General features: G+C 35.1%; 17 protein-coding genes and 2 pseudogenes. 2 read left to right on the top strand and 17 right to left on the bottom strand.

Annotation, left to right across the window (positions count from 1 at the left end; genetic code table 11):
* Positions 1-75: 75 nt before the first annotated feature.
* The 7 genes and pseudogenes from CC204_RS19505 to CC204_RS19475 form a co-directional block, all read right to left on the bottom strand.
* Complete coding sequence (locus tag CC204_RS19505) at positions 76-636, bottom strand: hypothetical protein (protein WP_088271817.1); 561 nt, start codon at positions 634-636, stop codon at positions 76-78.
* 20 nt (positions 637-656) lie between these two features.
* The gene (locus CC204_RS19500) at positions 657-1,715 is read right to left on the bottom strand and encodes a ParA family protein (RefSeq protein WP_088271816.1); all 1,059 of its coding nucleotides are present in this window, start codon (positions 1,713-1,715) and stop codon (positions 657-659) included.
* A gap of 4 nt (positions 1,716-1,719) precedes the next feature.
* Complete coding sequence (locus CC204_RS19495; RefSeq protein WP_088271815.1) at positions 1,720-2,142, bottom strand: hypothetical protein; 423 nt, start codon at positions 2,140-2,142, stop codon at positions 1,720-1,722.
* A 307-nt stretch (positions 2,143-2,449) separates the two neighbouring features.
* Positions 2,450-2,953, bottom strand: coding sequence for a hypothetical protein (locus CC204_RS19490; protein ID WP_088271814.1), 504 nt, complete (start codon positions 2,951-2,953; stop codon positions 2,450-2,452).
* Positions 2,950-4,270 (bottom strand): annotated as a pseudogene (locus tag CC204_RS19485) (Y-family DNA polymerase). Before CC204_RS19485 ends, CC204_RS19490 begins: the two are co-directional and overlap by 4 nt.
* 149 nt (positions 4,271-4,419) lie before the next feature.
* Positions 4,420-5,376 (bottom strand): annotated as a pseudogene (locus tag CC204_RS19480) (restriction endonuclease).
* Positions 5,377-5,435: 59 nt separating this feature from the next.
* Complete coding sequence (locus tag CC204_RS19475; protein WP_088271813.1) at positions 5,436-6,251, bottom strand: hypothetical protein; 816 nt, start codon at positions 6,249-6,251, stop codon at positions 5,436-5,438.
* A 92-nt stretch (positions 6,252-6,343) separates the two neighbouring features.
* On the opposite strand from CC204_RS19475, the gene CC204_RS19465 reads away from it, so the two are divergent.
* A protein-coding gene (locus CC204_RS19465) for an IS3 family transposase (RefSeq protein WP_120308903.1) occupies positions 6,344-7,428 on the top strand; the annotation gives its coding sequence in 2 pieces (ribosomal slippage) (positions 6,344-6,581 and positions 6,581-7,428; 1,086 coding nt in all).
* Positions 7,429-7,690: 262 nt separating this feature from the next.
* On the opposite strand, the gene CC204_RS21270 is transcribed toward CC204_RS19465, so the two are convergent.
* From CC204_RS21270 to CC204_RS19450, 4 genes are read right to left on the bottom strand one after another with little or no spacing between them, the layout of a single operon-like run.
* The gene (locus CC204_RS21270) at positions 7,691-7,843 is read right to left on the bottom strand and encodes a hypothetical protein (RefSeq protein ID WP_157894335.1); all 153 of its coding nucleotides are present in this window, start codon (positions 7,841-7,843) and stop codon (positions 7,691-7,693) included.
* 45 nt (positions 7,844-7,888) lie between these two features.
* A complete protein-coding gene (locus CC204_RS19460; protein WP_088271812.1) occupies positions 7,889-8,173 on the bottom strand; it encodes a hypothetical protein in 285 nt (94 codons plus the stop codon).
* Positions 8,170-8,364: a transcriptional regulator gene (locus tag CC204_RS19455; RefSeq protein ID WP_088271811.1), complete on the bottom strand. Its 195-nt coding sequence runs from the start codon at positions 8,362-8,364 to the stop codon at positions 8,170-8,172. The genes CC204_RS19460 and CC204_RS19455 overlap by 4 nt, the downstream gene beginning before the upstream one ends.
* A 19-nt stretch (positions 8,365-8,383) precedes the next feature.
* Entirely contained in the window at positions 8,384-8,836 is a 453-nt protein-coding gene (locus CC204_RS19450; protein WP_088271810.1) for a helix-turn-helix domain-containing protein, read from the bottom strand.
* Positions 8,837-9,031: 195 nt separating this feature from the next.
* Between CC204_RS19450 and CC204_RS19445 the strand changes: the two genes are divergently transcribed.
* A complete protein-coding gene (locus tag CC204_RS19445; protein WP_088271809.1) occupies positions 9,032-9,673 on the top strand; it encodes a recombinase family protein in 642 nt (213 codons plus the stop codon).
* 602 nt (positions 9,674-10,275) lie between these two features.
* Here the strand turns inward: CC204_RS19445 and CC204_RS19440 are convergent.
* From CC204_RS19440 to CC204_RS19420, 6 genes are all read right to left on the bottom strand, one after another.
* The gene (locus CC204_RS19440) at positions 10,276-10,521 is read right to left on the bottom strand and encodes a hypothetical protein (RefSeq protein ID WP_157894334.1); all 246 of its coding nucleotides are present in this window, start codon (positions 10,519-10,521) and stop codon (positions 10,276-10,278) included.
* A gap of 127 nt (positions 10,522-10,648) precedes the next feature.
* Positions 10,649-10,840, bottom strand: a complete 192-nt coding sequence (locus tag CC204_RS21265; protein ID WP_157894333.1) for a hypothetical protein — start codon at positions 10,838-10,840, stop codon at positions 10,649-10,651.
* 74 nt (positions 10,841-10,914) lie between these two features.
* On the bottom strand, positions 10,915-11,238 hold the full coding sequence (locus CC204_RS19435) for a hypothetical protein (protein ID WP_088271807.1): 324 nt from the start codon (positions 11,236-11,238) through the stop codon (positions 10,915-10,917).
* Positions 11,239-11,282: 44 nt separating this feature from the next.
* A complete protein-coding gene (locus CC204_RS21740; protein ID WP_257790124.1) occupies positions 11,283-11,408 on the bottom strand; it encodes a hypothetical protein in 126 nt (41 codons plus the stop codon).
* 85 nt (positions 11,409-11,493) lie between these two features.
* A complete protein-coding gene (locus CC204_RS19425; RefSeq protein ID WP_088271805.1) occupies positions 11,494-12,147 on the bottom strand; it encodes a hypothetical protein in 654 nt (217 codons plus the stop codon).
* Positions 12,137-12,530: DUF1310 family protein (locus tag CC204_RS19420; RefSeq protein WP_088271804.1), on the bottom strand; the 394-nt coding region annotated here is incomplete at its 5' end. The genes CC204_RS19420 and CC204_RS19425, both read right to left, overlap by 11 nt.

The following is a 12,530-nucleotide window of genomic DNA, read 5'->3' as shown; positions in this document are numbered from 1 at the left end:
AGAATATGTACGCTAATGTTTATGCTAGTGAAAAAAAGACCCTAAGAACTTTACATTCCTTGGGTCTATCGTATTTTATCTCTTCTTTTTCTTACCATATTTACTCCGAGCAATTTCTAAATAGTCACTATTTCGTTCAAAATATTCTAGCAGGGCGGTCTCAACAACAAAAGATTTCCCACCGTTATTTTTCCCAATAAGCTTTCCAAATACCTCTAAATCATCCTTAACATCTTCATGTAAATAGACATTCTCTTGGGCTTTTTTGGACTCAACTTTGTTCACTAAGTCATCTAACGATGGTCTCGTTGGTTCTTCGATATTGGTCGTTTCAGAAGGTCTTTGTGATTGTATTTTATCTGTACGAGCTTCATTCTCATGATCTAATTCTTCCACTGTATCAGCATTGTTTTCCGATATTTGTTCTTCAGTTAAGCTATTGAGATCAGTAAGGTTATCGTCTTTTTCTTTTTTATCCATATCATTTTTTGATTGATCATCTATTGTTTCCTTTAATTCATCATTATCTGAAGGCTTGTCAGTAGGGGAGATATCATTATCCAGCTCTGTATCTAGACCTGCTAATAAGTTCTGTGGGCTGAAACCCTTCCTGTTACTATTTGACTGTCTGGCCATGAAAGTTTCAACTCCTTAAATTAGTAGCCAAGTTCTTCAAACAGCTTATCAAAAATATTCTGAATTGGAAGAACCTGCTCCTTATCTTTTTTTGTTTTCAAATCTTTTTCATCAATTAGTTCAAAAGGTAAGTTATACTTCGCTATTGCTTCAGCTGGTTTAATTGATTCAGGAATATATGTTTTTGTTATTTCGATTGGGTCACTGCTAGTAATAATCTGTTCTGAGTTTTCTAAGAAAACAGAATGAGTAATTGTTTTTTCCTTTACTTTAACAGGTATTATCGCTTTTATTGTAAGAGCTGGATTGGATTCCTTCCAATTATCAATAGCTCTAATCGTCTTAATCATACTTCTAAATGAGTACTTTTCAGGGTGAAAAGGAATCAATACATCATCAACTGCCGTAAACACATTCGCTGCTGTTACACCTAATTGTGGAGGCGTATCAATAATTATAAAATCATATTTCTGTTTCAAAGGCTCTATAGCAGTTCTTAGAAGTGTATAGAAATCCCCTACTCTCTTGTTATCTTGGGATAACATGTTGGTTAATTCTGTTAGTTGTTGTTGTATGTCTTTTTCAATTTGTGCAACTAAATCAGTAAATTGATCAAGATTTTCTTTTTTAGATCTTTTCTTCAATTCTTTCAATGAAGCAATTGTCTTTCTTATGATTTCTATTGTTTTTTCATTATTTTTAACAACCTCCGGTGGGGTTGTACTGGTTAAAACATCTAACTCAAAAAAAGCCATGTCATCATTTGCAGGTAAAATATCAATATTTTCATGAACTGAAACAATTGCTTTTTCTGGAGATAAATTATTTACTAAAACATCATAAATTGAATTTTCATACCTATCAGGATTTAAACCAAAAGATAACGATACATTTCCTTGACTATCGATATCGATCAAAAGTACTTTATTTTTCCTCCAAGGTTGGATTTTATTGTTTTGTTTAGCCAAATATCCAGCTGCATTAACCGCTATTGTTGTTTTAAGCACGCCACCTTTGTTGGTGCTCGGTGCGATTGTTTTTGCGTTATAGACGGGAATCATTGATTCTTCGTTATTCATTGTATCACTCCTTATTATCTGAATTAGTACTGCTGTCTCTAACAATTGAATCTTTGTACAAACTGTATAAATCTTGTAGTAAATCCATATCTTTTAGTGTCAGGTCCTTAAGCTTCGTAATGATAATTCTCATTTCATCAGATTCATTCTCCATGCTTGCTGCCTTAGTAAGCCATCGATCCAAAGAAGTTGTAAAAGAGATAAATCCACCTTGATCCTGGAAGATTTGAGAAGATTCTCGTATCGAGTCATAATATTTACTCAAAGTTATTGCATTTTGTAATGACATTTTTGAATAGTCATATGTATCTTTTTTCTTTCTCATGTTTGCTATGGTAGCTCGCGAAATACCAGTTTGTCGCTCAATCTCATACGTCGTTAGTTCCGAACCAACAATCCATTTTATTTTTTTTAAAATATCCTCCATAAATCTCTCCCTTTCTAATGCTAATATGATTGCTAACAAACATATTAGCATTAATGTTATTGTTAACGTTAGTATGATTGTTATTAACTTTGATAATGTGATTATACACTATATCAATAAAAACGTAAAGCCACAAAACTATTTTTTTAAAAAAATAGTCTATGGAGGTGTATTGTTCTGTAGAAATGTAGTTAAGTTACTCTTATAATTGAATCTAACCAACTGAATATCAGCAAATATCTTTGAATTATATAAAAAAAGCCACTTCTATTTTTATAGAAAGTGGCTTTTTCTAAACTTAAACCTCTTATTCAATCCATTCATTGTCAGTAAAATATTCCGTAAATGCAGCATCTATCTTTACTTGTTCAGAGATTTTAGTCTCTGTATACTGATCTTCAAAAGGGGAGGTATTGGCATCTTCCGGATCAGCTAACCATTTCCTAAAGTCGTGTATCTTGATATATCGGATATTTCCATAATCTACATATTGATCACCAATCAAAAGAACATCCAGATCACAAAAACCTCTAAAATTTCCCCATATAGGCTCCTTTACACGTCCTAATTCATCCAATTCGTTCAATTGTACCTCTAGTATCTTGTTATGCTTCATCGAACGTTCTAGGCAGTATTCAATATATTTTCTGTCCTGTTGGGGGAGACGTTCTAAATCTCTACTTGATTCTGCAGAAGACTCCTTAATTCCTTCTTGAAGCTCACCTATAGCAAATGCTGTATCCCATTTATACGCCATCCCACGATCACGATATTCATTGTAGTCAAAAAACTCCTTCTTAGTCCGTTTCATGATTGCACCCCGACATTTCCTCCAGCATGACCCGAAATTAAACCTGATCTTGAAACGGCCGTCGCTCCGTCAAGCAGGGAAGAGGCATGTATTAGCGATTTAAAGCCATATTTCTTCCGGATAGCATCGATTAAAAAGTCTAAGCGCTGCTCACTAAATTCTTCTTCAGGATCTGAAAATAAATCCAACTGAAGGGAGTCCGTTTTTTCTAATTTTGAGTACGAGATACCAACGTGTCGTACATCTTGGCCGTTGTATTCAGACCGGAATAACTGAATGACATATTCCGATAGGATCCTTGTATTATTAGAGAGCTGTATTTTCATTTGTTTTCGCCATCCTGATCTTCCTTGCTTGTCAATATATCCTTTAGAGTAGCCCACTGATACAGCGACACAGCCCGTTTTTAAGTGACTGCTGCGTAAACCTGGTAGCAACTTGATCAGCGATTTCTCTTAACACGAGTTCTAACTGATCTTGTCGAGTATAATCTCTAGGGAGTACCTGGCTATTGCCTATAGATTTATCCATTTTAGCAGCTGGTTTTCGTTGACCTAAAAAACTGCGATCGATCCCATGAGCATGTGCATACAGCTGTAAACCCATTACACCAAATTCTCGTTTTAATCGGTAGGGATCGGCTTCAGTAATTTCTTTGATAGTCCTAATTCCCAACCAATTAAGTCTCCTAACTGGTGCGATTACCGATACCGCAAAACTCAGTCATAGGGTGGATACCCCAAACTTTTTCCTGCACGTTCTCATAACGCCACTCTGCGATAAAGTCCTTGCTATGCTTTGCGTCGTTATCTAAAGCAAGCTTCGCCAAAAGCGGATTTTCCCCAATTCCTACCGTTACATAAATGCCTGTTTGATCCTTTACTTTGTGCTGGATCAACTGAGCCATTTCATACGCATTTTTACAGCCAAATAATTTAAGAGAATTGGTCACATCAAGAAACGATTCATCAACGCTAAAAACAGCGTGATCATCATCTGCAACAAACGATTTATAAATCTGATTGATCTCTACATTTTTTAGCCATATAATAGGACATACGGGGAGGGACAATCAATAAATCCTTGTGATAAGGCACTTCGTTTGAGCGAGTCACATTGGATATTCCTAATACTTTTTTTGCGAGGGGAGAGGCCGCTAACACTAAGCCTCCAGCATTTTCTGCACCGCTCATTACAATTAGCATCGTTTTAAGAGGGTGTAGACCACGTTTCCACACATTCTACACTAGAATAAAATGATTTACAGTCGATACAAAGGATATCTCTGCTTGGTTCTTTTTCGTAGTCAAATTTCATTAACCTCACCTTTTTCGAATGATTTAATACAAACAGTATACAAACTTACGTTCCCCTTGTCTAGCATGAGATATTTTCCTTGAAGACAAAAAAAACAACATGCACTTATTGCATGCTGCTGCGGTATAATAATTATTTTTAAAATTCCTTCAAGTATTCTCTTCAAAATAGTCGTTATAATGCGAAACTGTTTATAAACTTTTGCTTCCTCAATACCGACGCTGTACTGCATCATTAATTCTGTAAGCTTTATTCCATCAATTAGAACAATTCCTTGATTTTTTTGCAAATTCTTGTGCTCCGATAGAAAATTTAGACGTTGTAATAAAAACCCCTCTATCTGCATTAACTCCTGCAAGTGCCCCATAAAAAGACTGAATATCTGGACGGCTGACTGTATTCGATTCTTTATATCTTTTTGCTTGAATATATACAGTACTTGTTCCTAAAGGATCTTGATTTATAATGCCATCGATCCCACCATCATTTGTTCGACTTGTTACTTTTGCCTCACCATTTTCGCCACTGTAACCCATTGAAACAAGTAAATCAACTACAAGTTTCTCGAAGAAATAAGGTTCTACTAAGCGTACTTTATCCAAAAGTTCAATAGCTACTTCATTATTTTGAGTAGTAATGAGCGCCTCAACTTCATTATTTATTGTCTTAGAGTCATTTTTTAAAATTAATCTATTCCCTGAACGCTCGTTTCTAACTGCTAGTTCCTCCATATATTCTTTATAAGACGGTTGTTGTTCTACTATTTTCTTCGTTAAATTCTCCCCAAATTGGTTTAACAAAGATAAGCCTTCTTCAGTAATCTTATAAATACCTCGGTTGGGACGTTCAATTGCCTTAGCCTTGTATAATGTACTCAATGCAAAACTAAACCTGTTCGTCAATATACCCTCACTGTCTGGATATTTGGGATATTTGATTGCCGAGATTGATTCTGGAATTTTTAAAAACTCGTTCACTCTTTTAATGACCACTTGATTTGTTACTTCTTCGCCATTTTTTAGTACTTCCAAAATGTAGGGAAGTAATGATTCATTCGTAGGAATTTGATTTGAAGATTTTTTCAATTTTTGCCAATCTCTATTCATTTTTTCCCTTCCTTTAAACGTTTCTTTCTAACTTACAAACAAAAAATATTGAATTGCTTCTATTGATTGTTTGGTAAATATTTAGGTAGTAACTCCACTAAAACATCTGTTAGCGCATCTGGTGTGATCGTACTTAAATCTACTTGTCCTTTCAAAACTAATTCCATTAATTCTATATAAGCAAATCCTAATGCTCCAGTGATAACCATTCCTACTCCGCCAGAAATCAATCCACCACCAATAGTACCAATTCCGGGTACCATTTTAGCAATACCCCCAGCAATTGCTTTTCCAGAAATCATTGCCGTATAAACACCTAACATTCCCGCAAGCGCCGTTTCAATTTTTTGCTTATCAATATCGATACCATAAATTGATGTTATTTTCGTGATCATCACTGACTGAGAGGTCATCATTATAGGAGCATCTGTTCCTGGTACTGGAGTAAACCCTGTTCCAAAATTAGCTGCCATCGTAGTAGTTACAATCTTAATAGCTTCTTTATGTTTGACACCAATCGAAGCTTCTTGTGAATGAATAAAAGACGCCTGTAGTCCTTCTGGTAAACAATTGACAGTTGTCTGAATTAAGTCTTCAATCCCAAAAACTGATTGTGTCTCTGTCTCTTTTGCAAGCACTATAACTACTCCTTTTACTATTGAAAGCAGTTGTTCAATTTGATCTTTTAATAAAATTGCTTCATTTAAATCATAAGATTTTGTTAGAACAATAATCACAGGTACTTTTTTCTCTTGCAACCATTTAATAAAGGCAATTTCTGCCTCTTCTATACGTGATCCTGATCCCGAAATGACATACCAAGCAACATGAATATCATCTTCGGGTGTTTCTGTTGATTGAACCTTTTTTACCAATTGTTGAACGGGATTGCGTTTAAGAGATTTAGGCTCCTATACTAGAAATACGGACAAGTTGTTCGCTATAATCTATTAAAGGAGTTTTTATTATGCAGACAAAAAACACAGCTACAAGATATTCAAAAGAGTTTAGAGAATCCATGATTTCATTAAGTCAGACCGGTCGGTCTGCGAACTCACTATCGAAAGAATACAATGTAAGTGTCTCTACACTTACGAAATGGATACGGCAGGCAGATCCATTGGATCGAAATGTTCTTTCAATAAAAGAGCAAGAATTGCTAAAAGAAAATAAACGCTTGAAAGAAGAAAATGCTATTTTAAAGCGAGCGGCGGTGCTTTTGGCAAAGAGTTGATGGCCAAAGGACGAGCGACTGTCTTACGAGTCGTTCGTGTCAATTTAGAAGCAAAGCACCGCATTACTCGTATTTTAAGGGTTCTTAAAATCCCAAGAACCACCTATTATGCGTATTTAAACTGGATGCCTAGCGATCGAATGCGCAGACGCCAACAGATAAAAGAAAAGGTATTGAAATCCTGGTTAGCCTATCCGATGTATGGATATCCAAGAATGACAAAATATTTTAAAGAAGAACTGAATATCCCTGTCAGTCGTTACCTAATTTATCGTTTAATGCGTGAATTAGGGATTCACTCTCGGATGATAAAGAAAATGAAAAAACCTAAATCTTATACTGAAGTCGCTCAATTACCTAATCTAATCAGAAAAAAGAGTGATTGGTCTAAGGTTCTTTTAACGGATATCACGTATATTCCAGTGAGAGGAAAGTGGGCGTATTTAGCCAGTCTCTATCATCCAGAAACCCGTCGGGTTATTGCTCATAAAGTTGGTGCCCACATGACGAAAGAATTAGCAACAAGCGTGCTAGAAAAAGTAAATTTACAGGCACAAGGAATAGAAATAGTACACAGCGACATGGGAAGCCAATACACAAGCGACTTATTTAATCAGACATTAACGAATAAAAAAATAAAGCATTCTTATTCAAGAAAAGGTTGTCCAGGGGACAACGCAAGAATAGAGAGCTTCCACTCTATTTTGAAACGCGAATATGTGAATTTCCAATCCTTTAAAACACTTGAGGAAGCCATCGTTGGCATTGACAGTTACATTCGTTGGTACAATACAGATCGAATTTCTCTTGTTGCTTAGTAACGTCCCCTTTTTTCAAAAAAAGACGATTGAAGGGGTTATTTAAGTGCGTCTTCTTTTGATCAGTAGAGAAATGTGCCGTCTAATTTAGAGGCATTGGTTCACACGTCTCTTTTATTTATTATTTTTAATGAGCATTAAGCAATTCTTTCGCCTTTTTTTGTTCGGAGTATTGACATAGGAGCCATACTCTTTTTTGTTTTTTAGAATGAAAAAATCTTCTCTACACGCGAACTAACTTAGTGGTCTATAAAATTTTAATTTATTTTTTAATCTTTTCTTCTTTAGAACTTAGATACTCTTTCACTGCTTTAAATTCTTTTTTCGTCCAATTAGGATCAATTTTCAACCAACCTTTGAAATAACCGCTCCGAACAAAATAAGTTTTCGGTAACTGTGGTGGGATTTTCTCCACTCGTTCCTCCAGTCTGACGCATTAAGCTAGTCCGTTAGATTTAGTTTACAATATTAGCGAACGATCAACAACCCTACAACCGTATATTGGTTCACTAATTTCAGCCTTTTTAACCAGTTGCAGTGATTTGTTTAACATCAAAGTTGTCACTATCTCTTTAGTTGTCAACGGTTTCATGTTCCCATCAGTGGCCATTAATACCAGGCAACCTTCTTGCTGCTCTACTTTGCCAATTGGAGCTATTTTGTTCTGAAGTTCCACCTTGATGTCCTGGACAACATCATGCTGAAAATCGACTGACAGGATAGTTAATAGTTCCATCGCTCTCATTTTTTTTGCTCAATTTCAACATAATCACCATAATGCAGTGCGTATCTTTTCCCACATTCTGAACATTCAAAATAGTTCTTTGGAAAGGCACTTTGGGCTAATTCACCACAATCGCATTCTACATAGAATACTTCTGATCGATTAAATTGAGTATGTTCTATTTTCCATTGATCATATGCTTTTCTTGCCATTTTCTACTCCTCCAATTTTTTATTTCTTGCTGACCTTTTTTGAATAGATTAGTGTATTACCAGCAATCCTAACACCATAATTTCGCTTCTGCTTATCTAAGTAGGAGAACTCAACTTTATCAAGCAGCTCCGGTGATCGTTTCATTAATTCTTTTCTAGTTAACGTTTTAAGAAGACTTTTTGCTTCTCCTTCAGAGTCGCAGCTGTGTTCCTCTAATATCCTGAAATCAAACTCTACGATTACACGCCATAAGCCTGTATTTGCTTCCTTCTCGGTTTGACCCGTTAAATGTTCCATTCCTTCTTTCGTAATGATCCAAGTTCCTTTACCATTCCCAATGACATCAACTGATCCTGGTAGGAATTTATCTTGAGAACTAAAATATTTTTGAAAGACATACGTCCGCTCTCGATTCCATCGTTCACTTGCTTCAGGAAACGTCATTATTTCTAATTCTGTTAAATTGATCACTTTACTTTCTCACCTCCGAAAAACAATAAATATTGTCTACTACTATTAGACAATATTTATTGTTTTAATTAAAGAAACATTATTTATTGTCATTTTTGAGTATACTTAAAATGGACTTCCTAAAAACGCTATGTTACACTATTTACGACTGTCCATTATACATGCCTATTATTCAGTTTCAAAAAGGAGAAAAAAATGACTAAAATTGGTTATATTCGTGTCTCATCGATCGATCAAAATTTTGATCGGCAAATTATTGAAATGGAAAAACTCCAAGTTGAAAAAATCTTCCAAGAAAAGATCAGTGGAAAGAATACAAACAGACCAGAGTTCCAAAAATTATTAAGTTACGCCAGGGAAGGGGATATTCTCTTTTTTGACTCTCTTGATCGCTTGGGAAGAGATTACGACGACATCAAAGAAACAGTTCTTTATTTCAGAAACAATAATATAGAAGTAAACTTCTTAGACGCACCATTTTTAAATTTCAACACCGGCAATAATTTACTAGACAAAGCCATGTTTGATATGTTTTTATCTCTACTCAGCTATATTGCTCAAAATGAACGTGAAAAAATTAGAGACCGACAACGACAAGGAATTGCAGCAGCTAAAGCAAAAGGAATCTACAAAGGACGGCCAACCGTTTATACTGAAGATTCTCCCGATCCACAAAAACAAATTATCTATCATAATATTGTTTCAATGCTTGCAGCTGGTGATCCGGTGGTCCATATCGCTAAAAAAAATCATGTATCAAGAGAAACAGTCTATAAAATCAAGCGAAAGCTTGATCTTAGTGCTTCAGAGAACGATTCTAAGCGACTTTCAAATTAATTGATTGATAGTTTCTATGTAATACATTATCTAAATCAATACATTTTCATACGTATAAATCATACGTTTGGTTTATACGTATGATTTATGTTATAATACAAATGAAAAGAGAGATATGCTTCAACATATCCCTCTTATGTAGCCCGTTTAAAGCGGCAGCCGAATAATAGAAATAGAACCGTTAATCCATGCTGAAGATTATGACGGTTCTATTTTTTATTGTTTTTGTTACTGATCTTCAGTATCAATGTTGCGAAAGCTATCGCAAACATCAACGCTTCATAAACAGACAATGTTTATCCCTTTCCAGGGAAAAAGAAAACAATGAAAAACATAGGCCTCTCCCCCTTTTTTAGAAGAAGTGCCACCGCCATAAACTTTCTACTTTTTATTATACCATAGACAAAAAAATTGATGGTTTTTCTTTTCTTTATTGAGCAACTCTATTAAACACTGAATAACCTTGTAAGAGCAGCGTTCACAAAACGGTCAATTGCCTATACCCTATTGAACATTATCTACAAAAATAAGATACCTTGATCTGGTATCCTATTTTTACTCTCTTTCTATTTATATTAGGGAAGATCAACTCACTCATCTGATTAAATACTATCTAGTTTCTCACTGTTTTTCGCAAAACTTTCTTTTGCTCTATCTCCCCAGGAACCTTTAAGGGAACTAGACATATCTGTTGTTACATTATTGACACTTGATTTAGTAACATTCATCGTATCTTTTGTACTTTGCTCTATTTTGTTTACTTTCCCCTGCATTTTTGAAAGCGCAGCACTCGCAACTGAAGCCTGAATAATTGCTTTCTCTGCTTGTTTTTGTCTTTCTTTTAGCAATGTATAACGCTGCACCGCCAACTAGTACCCCTAGATCCATCTTTATTCACTCCTAACGCTAAGTATCTTGTCTTCTAACTCATTACGTTGCTTCTGATAGGCATAATTTTGCTCTTCAAAGGCTGATTCACGCTTTCTTTGCTCTTTGCTTGATTTCTACTAGCTCTTCTTTGTTTTGTTCTATAATAGACATTGCACTTCTAAATTCATAATCTTCTACTTCAAACTTTCTTAAATAGTATATCGTTGAGTCTGCAAGATCATCAAATAGTCGATTGGTCTGATCACATCCATACATCAACTCTTCTTTGTTCTTCATACGTTCTTTTTCTCTTCAGAAAGTCTGATTCTAGAGTTTCTAATGTTTTTTCAAGTTTAACTCTCTCTATATCTTTAGTCATATATGGCCACCTGCCTTGCAAGATCTTGATCAGCTGCCAACTGTTCTGCAACGCCTGCTTTGATTTGATCCACTAACGAAACATAATCTGCACCAATATTCTTAATTTCAGAAAGCTTGTCTTTAAGATCGTTAACTGGCTGAGTGACTAGTGTTTGCTTTGTACATCCACCAGCTGACAATGCAGCAATAACTTCACTTTCATTCAAATGTGCTCCCGTATTTCTAGCTGTATCCAGTGTTTTATTCCATAACTCTCCAATTTCTTCAATTATTGAATCATATTCTTTTGATAAATCTTGGATTGCTTGTTCCACTAGTTGATAGACACCATTAGCAATAGCCAAGACGCGTTGACTATCTAAAAAGATTTCTTCAGAAAAGACAATCCGCCACCACTTGCTTTCAATTTAGCCGCTAGCTTATTCAAAGTATTCAATTGATCATTGATAAAAATCTTTGTTTGAGCGGTTCTTATTGCGATCATTTTCCCTTCAGGTACATTTAAATTTCCATTTTTATCATACTGATACCCGCCCCACATATGACGATCTGTGAACCCTACATCATCTTTAGTTTACTGGTATAATGATTCCTATTCCTTTCAGGTCATAGCCGATTGGGATCATATCTTGAAAATCTACATAATTAAAAACCTGGTCTCTCAATTTATCTGCTTGTAGCTTTTGTTCCTTTGTCAATAAACCATAGATATTTGGTCCTTGGTATAGATAGGCACTACGTATACGCTCAGGAAAATCACTTTCTGCAAGAGCATATTGGCCATTCATTGATCCTAGAGAATGACCATATATATCAAAATAAGCATTTGGATAGCGTCCCATCTGTTGGTTAAGCGTTTCAGCTGCTGATTTTAATTGTGAGGTTGGTCCTGTAAAATCGTTTGTTACGATTTGCTTTGCTATAGGTATATCATTTTTAAACCAGTCTGTCGTCCAATCGTCTCCACTAAAAGGTGCTGTAGACCCTCTATAAAGAACCGTAACGTTTTTTACACTTTCTAATTGCGCTTGTGTGGGATTTTCAGGTAATCGTATATCTGTAATAATATAGGACTGTTCTCCAGTCTCCTTATTATTTACAACCTTTGACACATATCCAATCGTTCCTTTATCCGGAATATTGACAGATTGACCTTCTTTATAATCAGAATACTGTTTCCAAGCTATATTTTCTCTGTCTTTATCTGTGAAATTACTTGTCACCACTACTACCTCCTGACAAATAATCAGACAATTCTGCGGTTATATCTATTCCTGTAGATTCAATATCACTATATTCACCATTATCAGACATATTATATTTCCTAAATCCTGTTGAGAATGATAACTCTCTTTGACCATTAACAAACCCTTCAAACATTATGCCCCCCATGGGATTATGTTTTATCGTAGAGTCATCAATCTCAATTTTTTTTATTCTATTAGAAGGATCTTCACTTCTTAGTTCTTTTTCTACTATCGATTTGTGTGTATGTACAATATCCACCATTTCATCATTAAATGATTTATTATCCATATATATTTTTCCTCCTACAGCTAATATTGCAAGCACTGCAATTCCTACTACTAAAGAAATTTTATGCTTC

The sequence above is a fragment of the Enterococcus wangshanyuanii genome, from assembly GCF_002197645.1.
In the GTDB taxonomy this organism is placed as follows: Bacteria; Bacillota; Bacilli; order Lactobacillales; family Enterococcaceae; genus Enterococcus_L; species Enterococcus_L wangshanyuanii.
Note: the sequence above shows the minus strand (reverse complement) of the source record. Positions and strands in the feature narration are given on the sequence as shown.

What these genes read in the sequence shown, in the direction of transcription:
- CC204_RS19505 (WP_088271817.1), bottom strand. Translation starts at nt 636, where the DNA reads ATGGCCAGACAGTCAAATAGTAACAGGAAGGGTTTCAGCCCACAGAAC.
- CC204_RS19500 (WP_088271816.1), bottom strand. Translation starts at nt 1,715, where the DNA reads ATGAATAACGAAGAATCAATGATTCCCGTCTATAACGCAAAAACAATC.
- CC204_RS19495 (WP_088271815.1), bottom strand. Translation starts at nt 2,142, where the DNA reads ATGGAGGATATTTTAAAAAAAATAAAATGGATTGTTGGTTCGGAACTA.
- CC204_RS19490 (WP_088271814.1), bottom strand. Translation starts at nt 2,953, where the DNA reads ATGAAACGGACTAAGAAGGAGTTTTTTGACTACAATGAATATCGTGAT.
- CC204_RS19460 (WP_088271812.1), bottom strand. Translation starts at nt 8,173, where the DNA reads ATGAGAGCGATGGAACTATTAACTATCCTGTCAGTCGATTTTCAGCAT.
- CC204_RS19455 (WP_088271811.1), bottom strand. Translation starts at nt 8,364, where the DNA reads ATGGCAAGAAAAGCATATGATCAATGGAAAATAGAACATACTCAATTT.
- CC204_RS19445 (WP_088271809.1), top strand. Translation starts at nt 9,032, where the DNA reads ATGACTAAAATTGGTTATATTCGTGTCTCATCGATCGATCAAAATTTT.
- CC204_RS21265 (WP_157894333.1), bottom strand. Translation starts at nt 10,840, where the DNA reads ATGAAGAACAAAGAAGAGTTGATGTATGGATGTGATCAGACCAATCGA.
- CC204_RS21740 (WP_257790124.1), bottom strand. Translation starts at nt 11,408, where the DNA reads ATGATCGCAATAAGAACCGCTCAAACAAAGATTTTTATCAATGATCAA.